General features: G+C 40.6%; 25 protein-coding genes and 1 pseudogene. 9 read left to right on the top strand and 17 right to left on the bottom strand.

From position 1 onward, the window contains the following. The 8 genes and pseudogenes from WAX46_RS02980 to WAX46_RS02945 form a co-directional block, all read right to left on the bottom strand. Positions 1-468: pseudogene (locus WAX46_RS02980) on the bottom strand (IS3 family transposase); the annotation flags it as partial. 120 nt (positions 469-588) lie between these two features. Further along, positions 589-1,371 carry a phosphate ABC transporter ATP-binding protein PstB gene (pstB, locus tag WAX46_RS02975; protein ID WP_226566863.1) on the bottom strand — a complete coding sequence of 261 codons (783 nt, stop codon included), beginning with the start codon at positions 1,369-1,371 and terminating at the stop codon, positions 589-591. 14 nt (positions 1,372-1,385) lie between these two features. Next, on the bottom strand, positions 1,386-2,198 hold the full coding sequence (gene pstB / locus WAX46_RS02970; RefSeq protein ID WP_376776395.1) for a phosphate ABC transporter ATP-binding protein PstB: 813 nt from the start codon (positions 2,196-2,198) through the stop codon (positions 1,386-1,388). 23 nt (positions 2,199-2,221) lie between these two features. Beyond that, positions 2,222-3,106: a phosphate ABC transporter permease PstA gene (gene pstA / locus WAX46_RS02965; protein WP_226566862.1), complete on the bottom strand. Its 885-nt coding sequence runs from the start codon at positions 3,104-3,106 to the stop codon at positions 2,222-2,224. Beyond that, positions 3,106-4,032 (bottom strand): phosphate ABC transporter permease subunit PstC, encoded by a 927-nt coding sequence (gene pstC / locus WAX46_RS02960; protein WP_226566861.1) that lies wholly within the window; start codon positions 4,030-4,032, stop codon positions 3,106-3,108. Before pstC ends, pstA begins: the two co-directional genes overlap by 1 nt. 79 nt (positions 4,033-4,111) lie before the next feature. Then, positions 4,112-5,029, bottom strand: a complete 918-nt coding sequence (locus tag WAX46_RS02955; RefSeq protein ID WP_226566860.1) for a phosphate ABC transporter substrate-binding protein — start codon at positions 5,027-5,029, stop codon at positions 4,112-4,114. A 215-nt stretch (positions 5,030-5,244) separates the two neighbouring features. Then, positions 5,245-7,380 (bottom strand): peptidoglycan D,D-transpeptidase FtsI family protein, encoded by a 2,136-nt coding sequence (locus tag WAX46_RS02950; protein ID WP_336493331.1) that lies wholly within the window; start codon positions 7,378-7,380, stop codon positions 5,245-5,247. Positions 7,381-7,502: 122 nt separating this feature from the next. After that, positions 7,503-8,789, bottom strand: coding sequence for an MFS transporter (locus WAX46_RS02945; RefSeq protein WP_336493330.1), 1,287 nt, complete (start codon positions 8,787-8,789; stop codon positions 7,503-7,505). A 174-nt stretch (positions 8,790-8,963) separates the two neighbouring features. Between WAX46_RS02945 and WAX46_RS02940 the strand changes: the two genes are divergently transcribed. Beyond that, positions 8,964-9,146, top strand: a complete 183-nt coding sequence (locus WAX46_RS02940; protein ID WP_336493329.1) for a hypothetical protein — start codon at positions 8,964-8,966, stop codon at positions 9,144-9,146. 75 nt (positions 9,147-9,221) lie between these two features. Beyond that, the gene (locus WAX46_RS02935) at positions 9,222-9,359 is read left to right on the top strand and encodes an IS3 family transposase (RefSeq protein ID WP_312887855.1); all 138 of its coding nucleotides are present in this window, start codon (positions 9,222-9,224) and stop codon (positions 9,357-9,359) included. A 39-nt stretch (positions 9,360-9,398) separates the two neighbouring features. Here the strand turns inward: WAX46_RS02935 and sodA are convergent, their stop codons facing one another. Further along, positions 9,399-10,007 (bottom strand): superoxide dismutase SodA, encoded by a 609-nt coding sequence (gene sodA, locus WAX46_RS02930; RefSeq protein WP_336493328.1) that lies wholly within the window; start codon positions 10,005-10,007, stop codon positions 9,399-9,401. Positions 10,008-10,191: 184 nt separating this feature from the next. Beyond that, the gene (locus WAX46_RS02925; RefSeq protein WP_226566855.1) at positions 10,192-10,677 is read right to left on the bottom strand and encodes a DUF456 domain-containing protein; all 486 of its coding nucleotides are present in this window, start codon (positions 10,675-10,677) and stop codon (positions 10,192-10,194) included. A 143-nt stretch (positions 10,678-10,820) separates the two neighbouring features. Here WAX46_RS02925 and WAX46_RS02920 point away from each other — a divergent pair, with 143 nt between their 5' ends. The 3 genes from WAX46_RS02920 to ispG all read left to right on the top strand — a co-directional run bounded on the left by WAX46_RS02920 (position 10,821) and on the right by ispG (position 13,241). Then, entirely contained in the window at positions 10,821-11,573 is a 753-nt protein-coding gene (locus WAX46_RS02920; RefSeq protein ID WP_264188616.1) for a DUF1189 domain-containing protein, read from the top strand. Positions 11,574-11,718: 145 nt separating this feature from the next. Further along, positions 11,719-12,021, top strand: a complete 303-nt coding sequence (locus tag WAX46_RS02915; protein ID WP_226566853.1) for a hypothetical protein — start codon at positions 11,719-11,721, stop codon at positions 12,019-12,021. Between the two features lie 104 nt (positions 12,022-12,125). Continuing rightward, positions 12,126-13,241, top strand: a complete 1,116-nt coding sequence (gene ispG / locus WAX46_RS02910; RefSeq protein WP_226566852.1) for a flavodoxin-dependent (E)-4-hydroxy-3-methylbut-2-enyl-diphosphate synthase — start codon at positions 12,126-12,128, stop codon at positions 13,239-13,241. Positions 13,242-13,283: 42 nt separating this feature from the next. Here ispG and WAX46_RS02905 read toward each other — a convergent pair whose 3' ends face one another. Further along, complete coding sequence (locus WAX46_RS02905; RefSeq protein WP_226566851.1) at positions 13,284-13,646, bottom strand: DUF308 domain-containing protein; 363 nt, start codon at positions 13,644-13,646, stop codon at positions 13,284-13,286. Positions 13,647-13,784: 138 nt separating this feature from the next. Between WAX46_RS02905 and WAX46_RS02900 the strand changes: the two genes are divergently transcribed. Further along, the gene (locus WAX46_RS02900; RefSeq protein ID WP_226566850.1) at positions 13,785-14,363 is read left to right on the top strand and encodes a 5' nucleotidase, NT5C type; all 579 of its coding nucleotides are present in this window, start codon (positions 13,785-13,787) and stop codon (positions 14,361-14,363) included. A gap of 438 nt (positions 14,364-14,801) precedes the next feature. Here WAX46_RS02900 and WAX46_RS02895 read toward each other — a convergent pair whose 3' ends face one another. The 4 genes from WAX46_RS02895 to WAX46_RS02880 form a co-directional block, all read right to left on the bottom strand. Continuing rightward, positions 14,802-15,221, bottom strand: a complete 420-nt coding sequence (locus WAX46_RS02895) for a Fur family transcriptional regulator (protein ID WP_226566849.1) — start codon at positions 15,219-15,221, stop codon at positions 14,802-14,804. Next, on the bottom strand, positions 15,199-16,059 hold the full coding sequence (locus tag WAX46_RS02890) for a metal ABC transporter permease (protein WP_226566848.1): 861 nt from the start codon (positions 16,057-16,059) through the stop codon (positions 15,199-15,201). Before WAX46_RS02890 ends, WAX46_RS02895 begins: the two co-directional genes overlap by 23 nt. Then, positions 16,059-16,835, bottom strand: coding sequence for a metal ABC transporter ATP-binding protein (locus WAX46_RS02885; protein WP_226566847.1), 777 nt, complete (start codon positions 16,833-16,835; stop codon positions 16,059-16,061). Before WAX46_RS02885 ends, WAX46_RS02890 begins: the two co-directional genes overlap by 1 nt. Before the next feature lie 135 nt (positions 16,836-16,970). Further along, positions 16,971-17,852, bottom strand: a complete 882-nt coding sequence (locus WAX46_RS02880) for a YitT family protein (RefSeq protein ID WP_226566846.1) — start codon at positions 17,850-17,852, stop codon at positions 16,971-16,973. Between the two features lie 140 nt (positions 17,853-17,992). Here WAX46_RS02880 and WAX46_RS02875 point away from each other — a divergent pair, with 140 nt between their 5' ends. After that, entirely contained in the window at positions 17,993-18,247 is a 255-nt protein-coding gene (locus WAX46_RS02875; RefSeq protein ID WP_226566845.1) for a DUF2624 domain-containing protein, read from the top strand. Positions 18,248-18,296: 49 nt separating this feature from the next. On the opposite strand, the gene WAX46_RS02870 is transcribed toward WAX46_RS02875, so the two are convergent. Together WAX46_RS02870 and WAX46_RS02865 are read right to left on the bottom strand one after the other, a co-directional pair. Beyond that, a complete protein-coding gene (locus WAX46_RS02870; RefSeq protein WP_226566844.1) occupies positions 18,297-19,190 on the bottom strand; it encodes a deoxyribonuclease IV in 894 nt (297 codons plus the stop codon). Next, the gene (locus WAX46_RS02865; RefSeq protein ID WP_336493327.1) at positions 19,184-20,518 is read right to left on the bottom strand and encodes a DEAD/DEAH box helicase; all 1,335 of its coding nucleotides are present in this window, start codon (positions 20,516-20,518) and stop codon (positions 19,184-19,186) included. The genes WAX46_RS02870 and WAX46_RS02865 overlap by 7 nt, the downstream gene beginning before the upstream one ends. A gap of 155 nt (positions 20,519-20,673) precedes the next feature. On the opposite strand from WAX46_RS02865, the gene WAX46_RS02860 reads away from it, so the two are divergent. Beyond that, entirely contained in the window at positions 20,674-21,390 is a 717-nt protein-coding gene (locus tag WAX46_RS02860; protein WP_226566842.1) for a YqfQ family protein, read from the top strand. A 159-nt stretch (positions 21,391-21,549) separates the two neighbouring features. Then, positions 21,550-22,494, top strand: coding sequence for a 4-hydroxy-3-methylbut-2-enyl diphosphate reductase (locus tag WAX46_RS02855; RefSeq protein WP_226566841.1), 945 nt, complete (start codon positions 21,550-21,552; stop codon positions 22,492-22,494). Positions 22,495-22,527 lie beyond the last annotated feature (33 nt).

Here is a 22,527-nt window from a genome sequence, read left to right as displayed (position 1 = left end):
ACGTGCCGACCTGTTTCTCTAGTTGTCTTTTAGATTGATTCTGAGTCAGCTCCTTTTTCCATCTATAATACGAAGTGCGTAAGATGCCTAAATGGACACAAATGTCCTGTACCGTCATCGTTTTGCGCAATTCTTCTACCAGTTCGATTGACGTTTCCTTATCAACTTCCTTTCCAATTCGTTGTACTTTTTTAAAACTTCATTCTGTTGACTCAGATAACGATTTTCTGCCTGCAGTCTCTCTAATTCGGAAGAGTACTCGGGACCCTTTCCATAGATATATTGTTTTCCAACAGGCTGTTCGAACCTGTGTGTATCCCCAGCCTTATGCCACCTCACCCATGTCTGAACCTGCGTCTTATTCTTGATATTCAATTCCTGCATGATCTCTTTCATAGGTACACCTGCCAATCTCATTTCTACAGCCTTCTGTTTGACTTCAACTGGATAACTCACTCTTGTCCCCATAGAAAAAACACCTCCATGTTTTATTTCGGATCACAACGGTCCGTTTTCAAACTTGAAGGTGTTTTTTATTTGTCTCATCTTAGGGGGTCAGTCCCGCACTGATTTCCAGGGGGTTTTTTATTATCCAAAACGTCCAGATATATAATCATTCGTCCTTTGATCGTTTGGCTCTGAGAACATCACATTCGTATCATTGACCTCAACAAGCTCGCCCATCAAGAAAAAGGCTGTTCGATCTGAAACCCTTGCCGCCTGCTGCATATTGTGTGTGACAATGGCAATCGAGTATTTTTCTTTCAGTTTCATAATCAATTCTTCAATCTTTAAAGTTGAAACAGGATCAAGCGCTGATGTGGGTTCATCCATTAATAGGATGTCTGGGCTTGTGGCAATCGCTCTTGCGATACAAAGACGCTGCTGCTGACCGCCGGAAAGACCTAATGCAGGCGCACTTAAACGATCTTTCACTTCATCCCAAAGAGCGACATCACGAAGCGCTTTTTCAGCGATTTCTTTCAATTGCTGCTTGCTCTTCACACCATGAATTCTTGGGCCATATACGACATTATCAAAGATAGACTGAGGGAATGGATTCCCTTTTTGAAACACCATTCCCACGTTTTTACGTAGTTCAACTAAATCGACACGGCCTTTTAAGATGTTTTCACCGTTATACATCATATCCCCTGTGATTTTCACACCTGGCACTGTTTTGACCATGAGATTTAAAGTTTTAATAAATGTTGACTTCCCGCAGCCTGAAGGGCCGATAATCGCTGTGACTTCATGCTTCCTAATGGCTAAGTCGATATGTTTCAGTGCATGATGCTCCCCATACCAAAGGTTCATATCATGCACACGAAACACTTCTTTTGCTGCTGTTTCAGTTGCTACTGCATTCATCAAAATCCACCGCCTTATCCAAATCGACCATTGATATAGTCTTCTGTTTTTTGCTGCGCAGGACGTGTAAAGATACGTTCAGTGGCATCATATTCCACTAGATCACCGTTCAGGAAAAAGGCCGTATGATCAGATACACGTAACGCCTGCTGCATGTTGTGTGTGACAATGACGATGGAATAATCATTTTTTAATTCTGTCAATAGCTCTTCAATTTTTGCATTTGAGATTGGGTCTAGGGCAGAAGCTGGTTCATCTAATAGAAGCACACTCGGTTTCATCGCAAGAGTACGTGCAATACACAGACGCTGCTGCTGACCACCTGATAATGACAATGCAGAGCGGTGCAGACGATCTTTGACCTCATCCCATAACGCTGCTTTTGTTAAGCTTTCCTCTACTGCATCATCAAGCACTGATTTTCTTTTTTCACCCGCATACTTTAACGCATGGGTAATGTTATTGTAGATCGATTTTGGGAATGGATTTGGCTTTTGAAAGACCATCCCGATTTCTCTTCTTAAATTCACCACATTAATGCGATCATCAAGAATGTTCAACCCTTCGTACATGATCGCGCCTTCACTTCTCGCACCTGGAATCAGGTCGTTCATTCGGTTAATGCTGCGTAAAAAAGTTGATTTCCCGCAGCCTGAAGGGCCGATTAAAGCGGTAATGGCGTTCTTTTCAATTTCGAATGAAATTTGATTAACTGCACTTTTTTCACCATAATAAATACTTAAATCCTGCACCTGTAAAATTTGTTCCGCCTGAAGTGGAGCCTTTTTTGCTGCAATCTCTTTTTTCTCTGCGAGCATTTGAACCATATCCCCTTCACACCTCTCTCAATTTATTTTGACGTAAGCTTCTTATGAATAAATGAACCAAGCCATCTAGCTGCTAAGTTAAAAAGTAAGACTGAAAGCACAAGTACGGCTGAAGCACCATTTGCAATGGCCTCTGCATCAGGAATGATCCCTTGTGTATTGACGTTCCAAATATGAACGGCCAACGTTTCTGCCGGTCTAAAAATATTTAGTGGTGACGTATCGGAGAAAGGATTCCAGTTCGTAAAATTAAGCCGTGGTGTTGTCAGACCTGCTGTGAAAAGAAGTGCTGCCGCCTCACCAAAGACTCTTCCTGATGCTAAAATAGCGCCAGTAATAATAGACGGAATTGCGCCTGGAATAAGAACGGTCTTGACTGTGTGCCACTTTGTCACACCGAGTGCAAGTGATGCTTCCTTTTGATCCTTGGGTACTGAACGAATCGCGTCTTCTGTTACCCTGACCATCACTGGTAAGTTAAACACAGTGAGCGCAAGAGCTCCTCCAATGATCGTATAACCCCAGCCTGTTAAATTAACAAACATCAGTAAACCAAACATACCAATGACGATTGATGGTAGTGACGATAGCACTTCAATACATGTACGAATAAAATCCGTGACTTTGTTTTGAGGTGCATACTCAGCCATATACACTCCGCCACCGACGCCAAGTGGAACAGTGATCATCATTGTAATAAACAGAATGTAAAACGAGTTAAACAGTTGATCTCGAATTCCGCCGCCAGACCCAATCGCACTTGAGCGTGTTGTCAGAAAATCAAAATTTAATTCTTTTGCACCGTTGAAAATGATATAAGAAAACAAACCAACAAGTATTGCGGTAATAATGGCGGCACATAATCCAAAAACAAACGTGGCAAAACGATCCGTCATTTTACTATTCATTAAATCTTCCTCCTAGACGATAAGTATCTGATCATGAGTATAAACATAAATGATACAACTAGAAGGACAAGTCCCATTGACCAAAGTGTATTATTTTCAACACTTCCATACGTAGTGTGACCCATGTTTAACGTAATAATGGTTGTTAAGGTACCAGCTGTGTCCATAATGCTCTCTGGTAGATTACGCGTGTTTCCAATGACCATCTGAACGGCAAGTGCTTCTCCAAATGCTCTAGCCATCCCAAGTACGACCGCTGTCATTAATGTCGGAAGAGCTGCCGGTACTAGAACACGTCTGATCGTTTGCCATCTTGTTGCTCCTAATGCATACGATCCCTCACGTAAACTTTTTGGAAGTGAAGCCATTGCATCAGTGGCAATGGATGTAACAGTAGGCAGAATCATAATAGACAGGACAATCGTTGCTGCTAAAACACTATGCCCTGAGCCGCTTGACTTAAAGTGTCCAATAAACGGCACCAATACTGTAAGACCTATGAATCCGTAAACTACGGATGGAATCCCTACAAGCAATTCAATGACTGGTTGGAGAATTTTCCGTCCCCATGCAGGTGCAATTTCCGTCATAAAGATCGCTCCTGCGATGCCTAGCGGTGCTGCAATGAGTGCCGATAGGAGCGTGACGGCGATTGATCCAAAAATAAATGGAAACGCGCCGTATTGCGGGTTTTCTGCTGTTGGGTTCCAATTGATACTGGTTAAGAACTCAATTGGGCTTACACCATTTACGATGAAAGATTGTAAACCCTTAATGCCAAGGAAGATCGTGATGGCGATCGATACAGCAATCATTAAGAAAGCGCAAAATCTCACCAAAATACTTCCTATTACTTCATCCATTTGCCTATTTTTCTTCGAGCTGATCAGTCGATCGCTCGCTTCTGTATGTTCTATCTGTTTCATCTTTTTCTACACTCCTATGAATGTCATAAAAGGAAAAGTGAAAAGTTCCACTTTTCCTTCATCATCAATTCAAGACCTCTTACTTATCTGTTTGTTTGCCTGTTGCATCTCTTTCTACTTGCATATTAGAGACTGAGATGTAGCCTTGGTCTTTGATAATTTCTTTTTGTACTTCGTCACTCATTAGGTAATCTATAAATTGTTTTGTTAGACCTTCTGGCTCACCTTTTGTATAAGAGTGCTCGTATGCCCAAATTGTATATTTACCGCTTTCTACATTGCTTTCTTCCGGTTTCACCCCATCAATGCTAAGCGGTGTAATGTTGTCATCTGTTAAATAAGAGAATGCTAGGTATCCAATCGCACCTGGTGTTTCTGCAATCAGTTTTTTCACTGTGTTTGAAGAATCTTCTGTGATTCCTTCTGCAGGAGTTTCACCATCAAGTGCATATTTCACAAATGTTGCACGCGTTCCTGAAGAATCAGGTCTGTTGACAAGTGTGATTTTTTGGTCTTTCCCACCAAGCTCTTTCCAGTTTTTGATTTTGCCAGTAAAGATTTTTTTCAATTCGTCCTTTGTGATGTCTTTGACACCAACTTCAGGGTTTACAGCTGCTGCCATTCCAACAACTGCCACTTTGTGGTCTTTTAAAACGTTTGCGTCGATTCCGTCTTTCTCTTCTGCGAATACATCTGAGTTACCAATTTGTACAGATCCTTCAGATACTTGAGAAAGGCCTGTTCCTGAACCGCCGGCTTGTACTTGAATATCGGCTTTTGGATGTTTATCCATGAATTTTTCTGCTGCCGCAAGAACTAAAGGCTGCATCGCAGATGATCCTGAGATGGTAATGGAACCTGATGCCTCATCTTTGTTTGAAGCATTTTCTTTACTGTCTTTTGAATCATCGCTTGAGCTGCTGTTTCCGCATGCTGTGACGAATGCTAACAATGCGATAGTAAGGAAAGTAAGCAGCCATAATTTGTTCTTTTTCATTTCAAGAATACCCCCTGAATAATTTGTCCTACGAGTAATACATTAAAGGTTTTTTATTAATTTCGTTTAAATGGAATGTTAAGTTTTTGTAAATGCCGAAGATTTGTAGAGATCTTGCGGAGTTTTTTATGTTTTTTGTCAATTTAAATCGAAAAGTTTGAAGAAAACATAAAAAAATCGCCCACAAAAAGTGAGCGTTTTTACCTATGAAAGGTCTAGTTATTTGTTTCTGCTTCATTTTCAATTTTATTTTTATTTTTTGCTTGTGTATCATCGCTTTCCTGTTTCGATTTCAGTTCAAAGTATTTGTCTAATACTTGTTCACCAATGTCATTCGTAATCGAATAACGCTGGTTGTAGTCTTGATACACCCACGGGACAACGACCGAAATGGCCACTTCTGGATTATCAGCAGGCGCATATGCAACAAGTGTTGTGTTATACGTCTGTGTGCCGCGTTTGCTTTTAATTGGGCCGTCATAGAACGATTGAGCGGTCCCTGTCTTTCCAGCTGGATTATAATTTTTGTTGCCAAAGTTCGAATACGCTGTTCCTCTTGGGTTTTGCATAACAAGTTTGAACCCTTGCTGTACCCGCTTGATCTCATCACTTGTCATATCCAGCTTATTCAAAACATCCGGTTTAACGGATTCGGTCACAGCGCCAATGCCGCGCTGCGGATCTGGCTCTCTGACTTCTTTTACAAGCTGCGGACGTAAACGGTAACCGCCATTTGCAATCGTTGAGACGTATTGCGCCATTTGCAGCGGAGTAAACGTGTCGTATTGTCCAATCGCATAGTCAAGTAAGAGACCAGATTGTGTAGACGTTCCTCGATAGCCAGTTGCTTCGTTCGGAAGATCAATACCTGTTTTGACTCCAAGACCAAATTTACTGAAATTATAGCGGAACGTATCAAATGCTTTCGTATCAATTGGGAGCGGCTGATTCTTCCGATATTCCCCTTTCCCAATCGCAATCGCTGTTTTGAACATATAAACGTTTGACGAACGCTCTAGTGCAGTTAAATCATTAATGAGTCCCATATTTTGATAGGATTTCTTTGGCGGTGATTGCGCGATATAGAGAGGTTCATCATACTGGGTGCTCCCAATATGAATGACGCCTGTTTTATATCCTGTCAGTACTGTTGCTCCTTTCACTGCTGATCCCATTGCATAAGAAGATGTCATGGATCCTAATGCATAGTCATCGAATTTGTATTTTCCATTTTTGTTTGTAATCTGCTTACCTGCAATAGAGAGAACCTCTCCATTTCTCGGATCCATCATGACCACAAACGCACGATCAAGAAGCTCTGTTCCACCTCGTTGCTTCGCACTTCTCAAATTCTTTTCAATGATTTTTTCGACCTTTTTTTGCAGCTGAATATCAATGGTAAGCACGAGGTCTTTCCCGCTTTTCCCTTCTGTTAAGACTTTAGAGCTTGTGACATTACCATCTTTATCGGTTGTATTCTGTTCTTTTTCTTTTTGACCTTGCAATACATCTTCATATTGATATTCAAGATAGCTTTTTCCTACACGGTCATTTCGGCTGTAGCCTAGTGACAGATAATGTTCAAGCAGCGATTGCGGAAGGCCTTCATCACTTGAAGACACACTACCGAGCATACTGCGGAGCAACCCTTTATATGGATAACTGCGCATCCAGTCTGTTGTGACATCAACGCCTGGCAGCTCGTCCAAATGCTCTGAGACGTAAGCAATTTCGCTTGGCTTCACATCTTCATTTTTGATGAATTGAGGTGTAAGCGCATAGCCTGCATCCATCTGTCTTTTAATCGCAAGCACTTGCAAATCTTTTTTCGTCAGCTGATTTAATTCCTTGTCTGTGATGCGTTTAAGTTGAAGTTCGTATAGTTTATCATCAGAGAGCTTATCGTCACCCTTTAATTCTGATTCCTTTTGAACAAGCTTTTTGGCTTCATTCGGATGCGTTAAGATCCAAAAATCTTTTTTATCACGATCTGTGACTTTTTTCGTACTCACATGAATCATATCCGCTAATTTTGTTGCCACTTTGAGTCGCTCTTCTTGTGATGTCGTCGAGGTTCTCGTATATGTAATGGCATTTAGCGCTTTATTGCTGACGATCGTGTTATAGTTTCGATCATAAATTTTTCCGCGCGGAGCAGATGAGCTGACATTCACATCATTTTGTTTCTCTGCCTGCTTTTTATAATCTTCTCCATTGACAATTTGCACAAAACCGAGTCTGACCACAACACCGGTAAAAATTATGAATGCAGCTAAAAATAATAAATTTAACCGAATCGGAAGTGTTTTGCGCCCTTCCTTCGCATCTTTTTTGTTTTTCTTGTTTCTCATCACATCACCTTTTCTATAAAGAAAGAAATGACACCCCTTTTTGTGTATAAAAGATGCCATCATCATTTTAGCGTTTTTTCTATAATTTATCTAGAAATTTGCTGTTCCAATGGTAAGAAATTTTACCTTTCTCCCTTAATAAGGTTTGTGTGAGATACTGGCTTTTGACTGTCAGCCTCTTTCATATCAGCTGTTTTTTCTTTTAATTGAATATCCTTTACAAAATAATAAATAAGAGTATGTCCCGCTCCGAGAACAACTAATGATGCAGGAATGCCAACCTCATCGCCTAGTAAGGTGACAAACAAAAGAAACAACACAATGGAGCAAATACGTCCCGCATTTAAAAATAGTTCTCTAACCACAATATATTCAATCCGGGCTTTTCTTGCATACCTAGCGTGGCCGATCACATCGTAGGTTAATGATACATACGGGACAAGCAGGAGCGGATATCCTATGGCAATGGCCACTGCATACATGAGAAGCGATACATAGGACAAGTGAAAAACAATTAAAAATAATGCGCCAAATAAAATAAGCCCACCAAGCATAATCGCTTTCTTCCGCCATTTTTTCTTAATTAGACGTGTAGCGAAAAAATAAGCAAAAAAGGCGACACCTGAGTTCACTAAACCAAATGTTCCAAGAGCAAGCTCACTGTTTGTCGCAATAAACACAAAAACACTAATTAAAAAGACAAAGACGCCTTCTCTAAGCCCCTGAAAGAAGTGAGCCGTTGTAATCTTACGCCAATTCTCGTCTGCATGCCGCTCTTTCCAAATTTGCTTGATCATAAACTTCCCTTTTGACTGCCTTCTCTTGAGAAAGAAACTCATGACGACCGCTAATGAAAACAAAAGAAGCGATAACGTAAAAATGACTGTATAACCCGTATCATCCGTTAGTTTAGAAATGACAATACCAGCAATTAGTGGACCGATCATGCCAGCTGTAGACGTGAGCACTCCTAGAAATCCATTGAAGAAATCTCTTGTTTCAGGTTCAGTGATTTCAAAGGTGAGTACATTAAAAGCAAGCCAGTAAAAACCATAGCCGATCCCAAGGACACTCCCTAATAAGACAAGCCGCGCAGCCGCTTGTTCTCCTGCCATTAGTACAATTAAGTAAAAAGCGGCTAAGAAGATGACACCGAAACGAAGGACAAACGCACGGTCTATTTTTTTAGCGAGCCGACCAGCAAATAAAAAAGTAATGGGCTGAAGCACAACAATCGCCAAGTTATAAATCGCAAGATCCGTAAATCGCCCTGACTGTTTCCATAAGTACACATTCACAAACGTATTCGAAAGTGCAATGGCAAGTGCGTACAATCCGCCAATCGTTAGGAGGAGCAATAAATCTCTTGTGACATCCATGTCCCCGAACATTTTCTTTAATCTGCTCATATATTTCATTCTCCTTTTCTACACAATAGTCTGTCTCATCACAAGGCAGATATGTAAGAAAAGGAGGGAAAATATAAAAAGACCCGCTTTATGGTATGTTCCCATCTAAGTAGACAGTGTAGAAAGCCCAATTTTCATAATCGGCTGTTACACTATACTTGGAGGGGATTTTTTATGGCGAGAAAAGGACAATCTTTTGAAGACATAGGAAAAAATACAAAGTCAGAAAATCCTTTTAGGGGATGTCCTAAGTCTATCTTTAAAAGTGTGGAAGAAGAAAAAGATTATTTAAAGGCACAGGTAAGCGTTATCCAAATCTTCACGGGGAGGACGGATTTTGAAGACTGCACGGTTTGAAGTTGTTCACGAATTAAAGACCCTTTATCTGTTGACATGGCTGGTGTATCCATGGCGTAAGAATCAAGGGTTTGAATCGAATTATTTTTCTCTCATCTCAAAACACTTCACAAGAGCATAGAAGATTACATTCAATTCTATAATCACGATCCATTCCAGAAAAAATTAAACCAGTGTGCTCCGGTAGAATACCGTCACACACTGGCTACTTAGGCTTTTTATATGTGTCTACTTGACAGGGATTAGACCAATTTATTTTGCTTGGCTGTAAAGGCGAGCCACTTCATCCCAGTTCACAACATTCCAGAATGCAGAAATGTAATCAGGACGACGGTTTTGGTAGTTTAAGTAGTAAGCATGCTCCCAAACGTCAAGTCCTAGGATTGGTGTTTTCCCTTCAGTTAAAGGAGAATCTTGGTTTGGAGTGCTTGTGATTTCAAGTTTGCCGTTGTTCACAACAAGCCATGCCCAACCAGAACCAAAGCGTCCTGCAGCTGCTGCAGCAAAATCAGATTTGAATTTTTCAAATCCACCTAATTCTTTTTCGATCGCATCTGCAAGTTCACCAGTTGGTGCGCCGCCTCCGTTTGGTGAAAGAAGGGTCCAGAATAATGAGTGGTTAGCGTGTCCTCCGCCATTGTTACGTACAGCTGTACGAACATTTTCAGGTACAGAGTTCAGGTTAGCCACTAGCTCTTCAATTGATTGATCTTCAAGAGCTGACACTCCTTCGATTGCTTTACTTAAGTTTGTTACGTAAGTATTATGGTGTTTTGTGTGGTGAATTGTCATTGTTTCCTTGTCGATATGTGGTTCTAATGCATCGTAAGCATATGGTAATTCTGGAAGTTTAAAAGCCATGGTAAAATTCCTCCTTAGAAATGTATGTACTGAAATGCTTCCTTTGTAAGCAAGCAATTTCACCTTACTCAAAGAGTATCAAAAGAAACGACTTGTTTCAACGTTATTGTTCATGATATGAAACATTTCAGTGCTTATTTTGTATTTAGCCCTTTAGAAAGAATTTTAAACACCCATTCTCGAATTAGAGTAGCACATAAAGTAAAAAGATTCCCAGCATTAGTGCTTGGATCAATCCTTTTGCAAATACACCTGACACAAATCCAATGAGTGAGCCTAAGCCTACTTTCATACTTGTCTTCACATCTTTTTGATGAACAAGAAGCTCTGCTATGACGCTGCCTATAAATGGACCAATGATAATCCCTGCAATTGGAATGACAAATGGACCGATTAATAAGCCTATAGTGCTTCCCCAAATGGCTGCTCGACTACCGCCAAAGTGCTTTACACCAATGAGATTTGAGACATAATCCGCTGCAAATAACACGGCTGTAAACATGGCTTGAATGAGCCAAAATGTCAGTGTCAACGGCTCGAAGCTGAAAAAGAAGCCATACAGAATAAAACCAAAAATGATAAAGACCACACTAGGGATGATTGGATAGACGAGCCCAACAAATGCAATGATAAATGCACAGCCAATTAGAATCCAGTACAGCACGTCCACGTCACGGCCGCCTCCTTTTTATATGCTGTATACATTATGCCTCATTCCTGCTGTCTTAACCAGCGATGAAGGCCGTACTTGTACTTGATGGATAGACATTGATACAATGTGAGAAATAGAAAAGAATGTAGGAAGTGAAACAGTTGAACGTATTTAGTCTATTGTTAAAAGGAATTTATTCACCAAAAGATATTGCAAGAGCACGGTTTACTGGAATTGGAAAACCCATTTTGTACATTTTTATCCTTTCCATCATCGCAACTGTTCCTCAGGGCTATCATATGAGTCAAGAGATTTCGAGCGCAATGTCAGGATTTCAGCATGTGATCAAAAAAGAGTTACCCGACTTTTCAATTGAAAAAGGGAAGCTTCAAGCTGATCAAAGCGCACCGATAGAAAAAGAAGAAAACGGGATTACGATCTTCTTTGACCCTTCTGAGAAAATAAAAATGAGTGAGCTTGAAACAAAACAAACAGCCATCGCTTTATTAAAAGACAAAGCAGTGATTGCCATTGACGGACAAATGACGGATATACCATATCAGCTTCTTGGCGGGACACTGACAAAAGATGACCTCGCTCGCGTGATAAACCAAAACCAAACGATCATTATCCCCGTCATTTGTGCGCTGCTTTATCTTTCAACTGCTGCTCTCATGTTTATCAGCGCCACATTCCTTGCGATGCTTGGGACATTTATTAAACGGATGCAGCAAAAAGAGCTTTCCTTCCAAATGCTATGGAAGCTCTCAGCCTATTCACTCACATTAACGACGGTCTTTTTCGCTATCATGAGTGCGTTAAACACCCCTGTTGCGAACTCATTTTTATTAAATTGGGTGATTAACTTTATCTTTTTATACCTTGTCGTAAAAGAAATACCTGCTAAAAAATAAGCCACTTGTCAAAGTGGTTTTTCATTCCGTTACAAGCCTTACTAGAACAAACTAGAACCATCCTCTCTAGCTTTTCTCCCCTTTTTGGTTCTATCATTTCAGCACATGCATACACTGAAGTAAAATCATAAAAGCGGTGAGTGAAATGCGGCGAATTATTTTTTTACTTATTAGTTTGTTTGTGCTTTTTATTATCTTTTTTGATTTAAAAAATGGAACGATTCCTGTTCAAGAAGAGCAGGCCGTTCCCGCAAGTGCGTTTCAGTCTTCTGAGAAAAAAACGTATAAGACCCTTACTGTCAAACAAGGTCAAACCGTTGTATCCATCGTACATACAAGTAAACCTCTTGATGAGGTCATTGAAGATTTCGAAGAGCTGAATAAAGGCGTCAAAGCGAACGAAATTCGAGCAGGCAGCACATATAAGTTTCCGGTATATCAAAGATAAAACGTTAATTCCTTGTCATTCATACAAAGAGACTGTTACAATATGACATGTAAAACACGTCGTACACTGCAAACGAACTGTGTACACTAAGGAGCGATTGACAAGTGAGTGAAGTCACACATCGTACAAAAACGCGTCCCGTCAAAGTGGGACCTTTAACTATAGGTGGAAATAATGAAGTGGTCATTCAAAGTATGGCCACAACCAAAACACATGATGTCAAAGCGACAGTAGCTGAAATTAAACGTCTTGAAGAAGCAGGCTGTCAGATCGTGCGTGTCGCATGTCCAGATGAACGCGCTGCAAACGCCATTGCGGACATCAAAAAACAAATTGATATTCCGCTTGTTGTCGATATTCATTTTGACTACAAGCTTGCACTGAAGGCCATTGAAGCAGGCGCAGACAAAATTCGAATCAATCCAGGAAACATCGGCAGACGAGAAAAAGTCGAAGCGGTTGTCAAAGCAGCAAAAGAAAAAGGCATTCCAATCCGTATTGGCGTAAACGCCGGTTCATTAGAGAAAAAAATCCTTGATAAATACGGCTATCCAACAGCTGATGGTATGGTCGAAAGTGCACTGCATCACATTAAAATTCTAGAAGATCTAGACTTTCATGACATCATCGTCAGCATGAAAGCATCTGATGTCAATCTAGCAATTGAGGCGTACGAAAAAGCAGCAAAAGCATTTGACTACCCTCTTCACCTTGGTATTACAGAGTCAGGCACTTTATTTGCAGGTACGGTAAAAAGTGCAGCGGGTCTTGGCGCTATTTTGAATATGGGGATTGGGAACACACTCCGCATCTCATTAAGTGCTGATCCCGTTGAAGAGGTCAAAGTAGCACGCGAGTTATTGAAATCATTTGGTCTTGCATCAAACGCAGCCACACTCATCTCTTGCCCAACTTGTGGAAGAATTGAAATTGACCTCATTAGCATTGCAAATGAAGTCGAAGAATATATCTCCAAAATTAAAGCACCGATCAAAGTAGCTGTGCTAGGTTGCGCTGTAAACGGTCCAGGTGAAGCGCGTGAAGCTGACATTGGAATCGCAGGCGCGAGAGGCGAAGGTCTATTGTTCCGTAAAGGTGAAATTGTTCGTAAAGTACCCGAAGAAACAATGGTCGAAGAGCTGAAAAAAGAAATCGATAAAATTGCTGAAGAACACTATGCAAAAATGGAAGCTGTAAAAGAAAAACAAGCTAACGCATAGCAAAAACGCCTGACGTCACTGTCAGGCGTTTTTCTGTTCTTGTTAAAAGAACGGGGTGATAAAAATTCCAAGGATGACGGAAACGATTCCGATTCCAATTGACCACGCACCAAGCGTATGTGCTCCTTTTCTTCTTGCAATATAACCAACGACGATTGCCGCTATCCCTAATAGCACAGGCAAGACAAATAATGAGATAATCGCAATTGCGAGTGCTGTATAGCCTATCCCTTTACTGCCTAAATCGTCACCTACATGGTCACGTTCTAATCTGTCTTCTTGATCTCTTGATGCTTGATATGGCTCTGCGATTTCAGCAGCTGTTTCCTCTAAATAGCCATCATCATGACTAAAATCTGTGTCGATTTCACGATCTTTTCGTTTGAAATCCTCGTCTCTTTCCATGAGCAATTCCCCCTTTTGGTTAATAGAAAGGAGCTTTTTTAGTATGAGCAAAAATGTCTATTTCATGTTTGCTAAAACTTGCTGGAATTGTGAAATGATTATGATACACTTAAGAGTATAAATATGAGGAGTGTGGGCATGTTACGTTTAGGAATTGATATTGATGGCACAGTGACGGCACAAGACACCTTTGTTCCCTACTTAAATGAGTCGTTTCAATGTGCCATCACACTAGATGATATGACGGAATATGATTTGACAAAGCTTTTAAGGATTTCAAATGAAGAATTTTGGGGCTGGATGGATCAGCATGAGCCTCTTATTTATAAACAGGCAAAGCCTGCAGACGGTGCAAAAGAGATCCTTGATCAAATGAAAAAGCACCACAAACTGATTTATATCACAGCAAGAAGACAGTGTCACGCTGATGTCACCTACACGTGGTTTCAAGAACATCAGGTGCACTATAATAATATTGAGCTTGTTGGCGGTCATCATAAGTTGGAAGCTGTCCAAAAACACAATATTGATGTGTTTTTCGAGGATCATCATGGCAATGCCACAATGATTGCAAAAGAAGCTGACATCCCGGTCATTCTTTTTAACTCACCTTATAATCAAATGCCAATTGATGACAGGATCATCCGTGTTAACAACTGGAAAGAAGCGGCTCAATGGATTAAACAATATGAACAGCGACTACAAACTGCCCATTAATTCATTGATGAGAAAAAGCAGACACCTTAATGTATCTGCTTTTTTGATGTATCAAGGAATTCTTCTTTCATTAAGAAATGCAGCGTCCCCTTTATACCTGCCTGATTCAGGTAGTAGCTCGGCTCCAGTTTCACCTCAATGTCCTTCCATGCAATGTATGTTCATGCTTATCAATGTTTGGTATCAAATCTGGCTTCCACTCACGCCTCACCAATGAGAAATTTCTCTGAATTGAGGACAGTCACTACGTAAATTCCGATGGCTATTTGTTTGTCACTGATCCAGCATTTTCTGAATGGACAGATCATGCGCAGCCTGTTCAAAAAAAGACTCAAAATTGTTTAGCGTCATACCTGATGATCTCATTCTAATGAAACGGATGTCTTTTGTAAAACGTTTTCAAAAGACAAAATAAAAAACCAGCTCGTCGGCTGGTCTTCACAAATAAACTTCACAAGAAGGACACGTCCCATATATTTCAAACTTATGTCCGATAATGTGGCAATCCTCTAAATCCACTTCTAACTGGTCCATTGGACAGGCATCGATTTCCTTTGTTTTACCGCACACAAGACAAATAAAGTGGTGATGGTGATGGGAAAATGAACATTTAAAACGAAATAGCTTCTCACCTGACAATTCCGTTGTCTCTAATATCCCAAGCTCTACATATAAGGACAGGTTTCGATAAATGGTATCGAAGCTAAGACCCGGGTAGTCTTCACTTAATGCTGTTAACACATTTTTAGCAGTCAAGTATTTGTCAGAATCAGCAAACAATTGAAGCATATCTTCACGCTTGCTTGTATATTTGTAGCCTTTTTCCTTTAATAAATCAAGTGCTTCTTGTACGTTCATGATGATTCCCCCTTCTAACTTTTCCAATACTAATACACCCGATTAAAATCAAAATGGACAGCATCACAATGGTGCCACCCGGCGCTAGATCTAAATAATAGCTTAAGATCAATCCGACCATAACAGACAATTCACCAAACAATATAGAAAGGAAAATCGCCTGTTTAAATCCTTTAGCAATTCGAATACTCGCCGCAACAGGGAGCGTCATTAGAGCGGATACAAGCAGTGTGCCCACGATACGCATAGATGCTGCAATGACGAGCGCGACGACCAAGATAAAGATAAAATGAATCCATTTCGCTGAAATACCTGAAGCTTTTGCATGCTCTTCATCAAATGAAAGCAAGAACAATTCTTTATATAAAAGCACGACAACTAAAACAACAACGAGTGAAATCCCAACAATAATCCAAAGATCCAGTCTTGAAACCGCACTGACACTTCCGAACAAATAACTAAACAAATCTGTATTAAAGCCATTTGCAAGTGAAATGAAAATGACGGAAATTCCAATACCGCCGGATAAAATAATAGGAATGGCTAGTTCTTGATAATGTTTATACACCGAGCGAAGACGTTCAATAAACAATGAACCTGCTACAGAAAACGCCATCCCCATGTACAGCGGGCTAACCCCTGTCAGAAGTCCAAATTTCTTATCTAAGAACAGGCTCGCTGCAATCCCTGCAAGTGACACGTGACTAAGAGCATCTGCAATAAGTGAAAGCCTTCTCACGACAATAAATACACCAAGTAAGGGCGCAATAAAACCGATCAGCATTCCTGCGATAAACGCATTTTGTAAGAATTCATAATGAAAAAATGGAAATAGCATTATTCGTGTCCCCCATGATGATGATGGTCGTGATGAATCACTTGAATGTCATGTCCATAAAATTGCGATAACGCTTGATCATCCATTGAATCAAACGTTTTTGCGTCTCCATGAAAATGCAATTGCTGATTTAAACAAGCCACATGGGTTACTTTATCAGAAACGGTTCCAACGTCATGCGTGACGAGAATTAAAGACATTCCTTTTTCTTTATTTAATGTTTCTAACAGCTGATAAAATCCTTCTACTGTTTTTTGGTCAACCCCAACAGTCGGCTCATCTAAAATGAGCAGCTTTGGTTGGCTGACGAGCGCACGGGCGATAAATGCACGTTGCTGCTGGCCACCAGAGAGCTCACCAATGTTTTGGTGCTTTAGATCTTGTATACCAACTGAACGAACGGCCTCTTCAACCTGCCATTTATCCTGCTTACTCATTCGCTTGAATAAACCAATTCTCGCCGTCAATCCACTTGCGACCACCTCGTACACTGAAGCAGGAAAACCTGTATTAAAGCTGTTTGCTTTTTGTGAAACAAACCCAACTTGATCCCAGTCTCTGAATTTTGAAACAGGGGTGCCAAATATCTTTAATTCACCCTGTTGGGGTTTAATTAGCCCAAGCAAACATTTTAATAGGGTTGTTTTACCTGATCCATTCGGTCCAACAAGTGCAAGAAAATTTCCTTCCTCTACTGTTAAATGAACGTGATCAATGACATTTCGCTGCCCATACGAGTAGGAAACATCCTTCATTTCAATAATTGGCTTTGCCATGAATCTTTCCACCTTTAATCCCTTATAAAAAGAATGATTACGATTTATACAACAAAAAGAAAATGGCAAAAGCCATTTTCTCGTCCATACATAAATTCTATTATATAAAAGAAAGACAAAAAAGTAAAATAAAAGCTAATGAATGGCTGTTTTAAATTTTCCACCTCTAGTTTCATGCGTATTCATAATGGTAATAAAGGCATTACTGTCTATTTCAAAGACAATGGTTTTGAGCTTTGTTATTTCAAGTCTCGTCACAACGGCGTAGATGACGTCTTTTTCTTCATCTGTATAGCCGCCTTTTCCTCTAAGCTTTGTTGTTCCCCTGCCAAGACGGTGAAGAATTGCATCTGAAATTTCATCATAATGATCCGACACGATAATAACAGCTTTTGTTTCATCGAGCCCTTGAATGACAGCATCAATTGTTTTCATTGCCAAATAATATGTCATGACAGAATACATAGCTTGTTCTGGTCCAAAGACAAAGCCAGCCCAAATAAAAATGAACACATTGACGATCATGACAAACTCACCAACGGAAAAAGGGATTTTTTTTGTAAGCAGAATTCCTAAAATTTCTGTCCCGTCCATTGAACCCCCATTACGTATGACAAGCCCAACACCAAATCCAAGTAATAATCCTCCAAATACAGTAGCTAAAATCGGCTGATCTGTAAATGCTTCTACATGATGAAGTGAAGACTCAATCACGGCCAAGCTGACAATCCCAATCACAGTAGAAATAAGGAAGGTTTTCCCAATATGTTTGTATCCTGATATCATAAATGGAATATTTAAAATGACAACAATCGTCGCAAAATTAATAAATGGGTTATCAGTAAAGAGATAATCCAAAATAAGCGAAATGCCGATGATGCCCCCGTCAATAATCTTGTTTGGCACTAAAAATAATTCAATGCTGACTGCTGCACAAGCAGCGCCTACTAGGATCAATAAAATTCTCAAAATAAAATGAGGCACTGATTCCTTTCTATGCTGTTTACTATTTGCCATACGTTCTCCCTTCTACACTTGTTAAATTTTCAATGAATATTTCATTCACTTTTCTATTTTATCATTTCACAGAGTAAAATAAAGTTTTTGGAACATTTTCCGTTTTCGCCCATACATTATTACAGAGGGGAGGAATGGCATTGATTTTAATTCAAAAAATTGTGCTACAACGGCTCAATCAGATGACAGCCAATGATCTATTAAGGTATGCAAAACAGTATGGGGTCAGCTTAACTCCAAATCAGGCTGTAGAGGTCGCTAAACTGATGAACGGAAAAAACGTGAATATTTTTAATGATGCAGAGCGCAATCGACTTCTTAAGCAAGTGGAAGCGATTACTTCTAAACAGATAGCACAGACCGTCAACGATCTGTTTAATCAATTTACAAGTTAGGCAAAAAAGGGCCGCATTTAGCGGCACCTCATCATGTTACATGTGTTTTTTACTGTTCAGTAATTTTTTCTAGTAAGTCTTCATCAAATTGTTTTTCTTTCAGCATCGCAATTTCGAATTTGTAAGGTGGTTTTTTGTTCTTTTTATCTTCACCTACATAAGGCGTTTCTAGAATTTTTGGTACATCTTGAAGCTGTGGATGATGCACTATATCATTTAGCGCATTGAAGCCAATTTCGCCAAAACCGATATTTTCATGTCGGTCTTTTCTTGCGCCTTGCACGTTTTTACTATCATTGATATGAAGAACCTTGATTCGGTCAATGCCGACGATTCGATCAAATTCTTCTAATACACCATCAAAGTCTCTCACAATCGAATAACCAGCATCGTGCGTGTGACATGTATCAAAGCAGACAGAAAGTGCTTCGTTATGTGTCACACCGTCGATAATTTGGGCAAGCTCTTCAAAGCTTCTTCCGCACTCTGAACCTTTGCCTGCCATTGTTTCAAGTGCAATTTGAACCTCTTGCCCTTTTACAATAACCTCGTTTAAACCCTCGATAATTTTCTGAATACCAGCTTCTGCCCCTGCTCCTACATGCGCCCCTGGATGAAGAACGATTTGTTTTGCACCAATTGCTTCAGTACGCTCTATTTCTGAGCGAAGAAAGTCAACACCAAGCTCAAATGTAGACGGATTGACTGTGTTCCCAATATTTATAATATACGGAGCATGAACGATGATATCTGTCATACCATGCTCTTTCATATGAGCATGTCCAGCTTCAATATTAAGGTCTTCAATTTTTTTACGGCGCGTATTTTGAGGTGCACCTGTATAAATCATAAAAGTATTCGAACCATAAGAGGCTGCTTCTTGGCTCGCTGCATAAAGCATATGCTTTCCGCTCATGGATACATGTGATCCAATCTTCAACAATGTTTCCCCCTACTTTCCATTCGCTTTGACTTTCTTCGTTCCTGTCTTTTGATTTTATCCACCTCACGTGACATTTTCTGTTTATATCCAGGTTTGACGGCTTTTGGTTTTCTAACAAGACGCTTTGCTTTTTCTTCAATTTCATTTGGTGCTTTTTTACGTCTTTGACGCTTCAACCGGTCCTCCGCATCTCGCCATTCTCCATGAACGATTGTTTTGTTTTCAAACACAACGCCCATTTTCTCGATCTGAACAAGTGCATTCTCATCTGCCAAGTCGTAAATAGTCATCGCAATTCCAGAAGAACCCGCTCGAGCCGTTCGTCCTACACGGTGAATATAGAAATCAAGATCAGATGGAAGTTCATAGTTGATCACGTGGCTAACGCCCTTAATATCAATCCCGCGGGCTGCAAGATCAGAAGCCACAATATAGGTAAACTCTAAATTTTCAATTTGTTTCATCACTTTTTTACGTTCGCGTGGTGTTAATCCACCATGAAGCACACCAATTCTCATTCCTTTTTCCTGTAGGAATGAGGCAATTTCATCAACGGTGGTTTTTGTATTGGCAAAAATGATTCCTAAATAAGGCTGTACATTTGTCACCATTTCTTGCAGTAATTTTAATTTGTCACGCTGTTTAGATGGGACTAAAATATGCTGAATATTTTCGGCCGTAATACGTCTCGGTTCAACATGGGCGTACTTTGGATTGTCCATATATTTTTTGAGGAAGGGCTTTAGCTTTTCCGGAATAGTTGCTGAGAACACTAGCATTTGCAACTGCTCTGGCATTTGTGCACCAATACGGTCCACATCTTCTAGAAATCCCATATCTAGCATTAAATCCGCTTCATCAATGACAAGGGAAGTCGCTTTATATACATTCAGTGCTTGCTCATGAATGAGGTCAGCAATACGCCCAGGTGTGCCGACAACCAAATGCGGCTGGTTCTTTAGCTTTTGAATGGATTTCTGCTTGTCCGTTCCGCCAATGTAAAGCTTTGCCAGGATTTCTTCTTCTGGAGATGTGGTTTTTAGGATCGTTTGGGCTTCCTTGAAAATTTGATTGGCTAATTCTCGTGTTGGTGCAGTAATCACCACTTGTACTTGCTCTTTGCTTGGATCAATCGAATGAATAAGCGGCAATAAATATGCGTGGGTTTTTCCTGTTCCTGTTTGTGACTGACCAATCACGCTTTCTCTTTTTAAAACCGCAGGGATGATTCTTTTTTGAATATCAGTTGGCTCATAAAAACCTAGTTCATGAATAGCATCTATAATAAAAGGCTTTAATTCATATGTCGTAAATTTCGTTTCTTTCATGTTTTCACTCCTTAAGGCAATGCCTTTTTGCTCATCTCCTCATTATAGCTGATTTTCAGCGAAAAAACCATGTCCCCTTTTCTTACAGGAAACCAATTGACGCTTACTTGCATAACCTATGAAGAGAAAGAGAATGCAGTAAGGGAGGTACAAGTATGTTAGGGCAAAGGCCTATGGGCGATTTTCAGCCGCATCGTCCCTCACGACGGCACCTTGGAAATGGCGGACAGCCCAGCATTTTTCAAAGGAGACAGCAGGCTCCTATCGAACAGCCTTTTCAAGGGCAAGGGAATCCATTTCAACAAATGATGCCTCGCTCCCCGTCTGTACAGGGCGGCGGTTTGCGCGAGATGGGGGGGGTTCCAGTTGGCGAGAGCCGTGCACTAGGCGGCGGAGCCGGAATCAAGGGAATGCTCACTAAATTTCTTCCTGGAGCTGGAGGAGCAGGGATCTCTGGAGGTGGTGCGGGATTACAAGGAATCCAGAGCTTCACAAATCCTGCAACCCTCTCAAGCATGTTAGGAAATGTTCAAAAAGTGCTCGGTATGGCGCAGCAATTCACGCCAATGATTCAGCAATACGGCCCTTTAGTGAGAAATCTACCTGGGATGATTAAGCTGTACAGCCAGCTTGGCAGTGCGGATGATGATGAAACGAATGTGAATGATGCTGACGCAGAACCAAAAGAGATCGGTGAGAAAACAGAGGTCCCACAGGAAGAAACAGCACCAGATGATGAAATAAATGAACATGCAAAACCAGAGGACATTCTTGTCAAAAAAACAGGTGCAACCTCATCGCATGCTCCTTCCTCTACTGAAGCAAAACCCCAAAAAAGATCTGGCAGCTCTGTTCCAAAACTATATGTCTAGTGATCTTTGAAGGGCAAAGTGTTCACCGCGTATAACAATCTTTGATATATGCGCTTACTTTGGCTATAATGGAAGGAAGAGAATGATAAAAAGCCGTTTCCTACGGCTTTTTATATTGTTTTTCTCTTTTGCAGCACTTCCCTACAGGAGGACGAATAAATGAATGTGATTAAAATATCACCGCGTGGCTATTGCTATGGCGTTGTGGATGCTATGGTCATTGCTAAAAATGCCGCACTTGATAAAAACTTGCCACGCCCAATTTATATATTAGGTATGATTGTGCACAACAAACATGTGACAGATGCCTTTGAAGAAGATGGGATCTACACACTAGATGGACCAAACCGCTTGGACATTTTAAAACAGGTTAAAAGCGGAACGGTGATTTTCACCGCTCACGGAGTTTCTCCTGAGGTTCGCCAAATCGCAAAAGAAAAAGGGCTAGTAGCTATTGATGCCACCTGTCCAGATGTGACGAAAACACATGAACTCATTTCAGAAAAAACAGCGGATGGTTATGATATTATTTATATCGGGAAAAAGGGTCACCCTGAGCCAGAAGGAGCTGTCGGAGTTGCACCTGACAAAGTGCATCTTGTTGAGACAGAAGCCGACATTGAAGCGCTCGATTTAGCGTCAGATAAACTGCTCATCACCAATCAGACGACAATGTCTCAGTGGGATGTCCATGACTTGATGGAGCTCATTAAGGAGAAATATCCTCACGTCGAGTACCATCAAGAAATTTGTCTTGCAACACAGGTGCGTCAGGAAGCTGTTTCACAGCAAGCTTGCCAAGCCGACCTAACCATTGTTGTAGGCGACCCGAAAAGTAATAACTCCAACCGTCTTGCACAAGTGTCAATGGAGATTGCAGGAACGCAGGCTTATCGTATTGGTGACCTCAGTGAGCTTAATCTAGGATGGCTGCAAGGCGTAAAAACCGTTGCCGTCACCGCTGGTGCTTCCACACCAACACCTATTACAAAAGAGGTCATTCACTTCTTAGAAAATTATGAACCGGACGATGAAACGACTTGGAAGGTTGAACATGCTGTTCCTCTTTCGAAAATTCTACCTCGCGTGAAAACGAAGAAATAAGAAAACGTCAGAGCTACTGTGCTCTGACGTTTT

Source organism: Bacillus sp. FJAT-53060, from assembly GCF_037104745.1.
In the GTDB taxonomy this organism is placed as follows: domain Bacteria; phylum Bacillota; class Bacilli; order Bacillales; family Bacillaceae; genus Bacillus; species Bacillus stratosphericus_B.
The sequence above is the reverse complement of the archived record's forward strand: the minus strand, read 5'-3'. Positions and strand labels throughout refer to the sequence as shown.

Coding starts and splice junctions, on each gene's coding strand:
- WAX46_RS02950 (WP_336493331.1), bottom strand. CDS start 7,380: ATGAGAAACAAGAAAAACAAAAAAGATGCGAAGGAAGGGCGCAAAACA.
- WAX46_RS02945 (WP_336493330.1), bottom strand. CDS start 8,789: ATGAGCAGATTAAAGAAAATGTTCGGGGACATGGATGTCACAAGAGAT.
- WAX46_RS02955 (WP_226566860.1), bottom strand. CDS start 5,029: ATGAAAAAGAACAAATTATGGCTGCTTACTTTCCTTACTATCGCATTG.
- pstB (WP_376776395.1), bottom strand. CDS start 2,198: ATGGTTCAAATGCTCGCAGAGAAAAAAGAGATTGCAGCAAAAAAGGCT.
- WAX46_RS02885 (WP_226566847.1), bottom strand. CDS start 16,835: ATGGCAAAGCCAATTATTGAAATGAAGGATGTTTCCTACTCGTATGGG.
- WAX46_RS02855 (WP_226566841.1), top strand. CDS start 21,550: ATGAATGTGATTAAAATATCACCGCGTGGCTATTGCTATGGCGTTGTG.
- WAX46_RS02905 (WP_226566851.1), bottom strand. CDS start 13,646: ATGGAAAGAGACGAGGATTTCAAACGAAAAGATCGTGAAATCGACACA.
- WAX46_RS02915 (WP_226566853.1), top strand. CDS start 11,719: ATGCGGCGAATTATTTTTTTACTTATTAGTTTGTTTGTGCTTTTTATT.
- sodA (WP_336493328.1), bottom strand. CDS start 10,007: ATGGCTTTTAAACTTCCAGAATTACCATATGCTTACGATGCATTAGAA.
- WAX46_RS02940 (WP_336493329.1), top strand. CDS start 8,964: ATGGCGAGAAAAGGACAATCTTTTGAAGACATAGGAAAAAATACAAAG.
- WAX46_RS02865 (WP_336493327.1), bottom strand. CDS start 20,518: ATGAAAGAAACGAAATTTACGACATATGAATTAAAGCCTTTTATTATA.
- pstC (WP_226566861.1), bottom strand. CDS start 4,032: ATGAAACAGATAGAACATACAGAAGCGAGCGATCGACTGATCAGCTCG.
- WAX46_RS02890 (WP_226566848.1), bottom strand. CDS start 16,059: ATGCTATTTCCATTTTTTCATTATGAATTCTTACAAAATGCGTTTATC.
- WAX46_RS02900 (WP_226566850.1), top strand. CDS start 13,785: ATGTTACGTTTAGGAATTGATATTGATGGCACAGTGACGGCACAAGAC.
- WAX46_RS02860 (WP_226566842.1), top strand. CDS start 20,674: ATGTTAGGGCAAAGGCCTATGGGCGATTTTCAGCCGCATCGTCCCTCA.
- pstA (WP_226566862.1), bottom strand. CDS start 3,106: ATGAATAGTAAAATGACGGATCGTTTTGCCACGTTTGTTTTTGGATTA.
- WAX46_RS02880 (WP_226566846.1), bottom strand. CDS start 17,852: ATGGCAAATAGTAAACAGCATAGAAAGGAATCAGTGCCTCATTTTATT.
- WAX46_RS02895 (WP_226566849.1), bottom strand. CDS start 15,221: ATGAACGTACAAGAAGCACTTGATTTATTAAAGGAAAAAGGCTACAAA.
- pstB (WP_226566863.1), bottom strand. CDS start 1,371: ATGAATGCAGTAGCAACTGAAACAGCAGCAAAAGAAGTGTTTCGTGTG.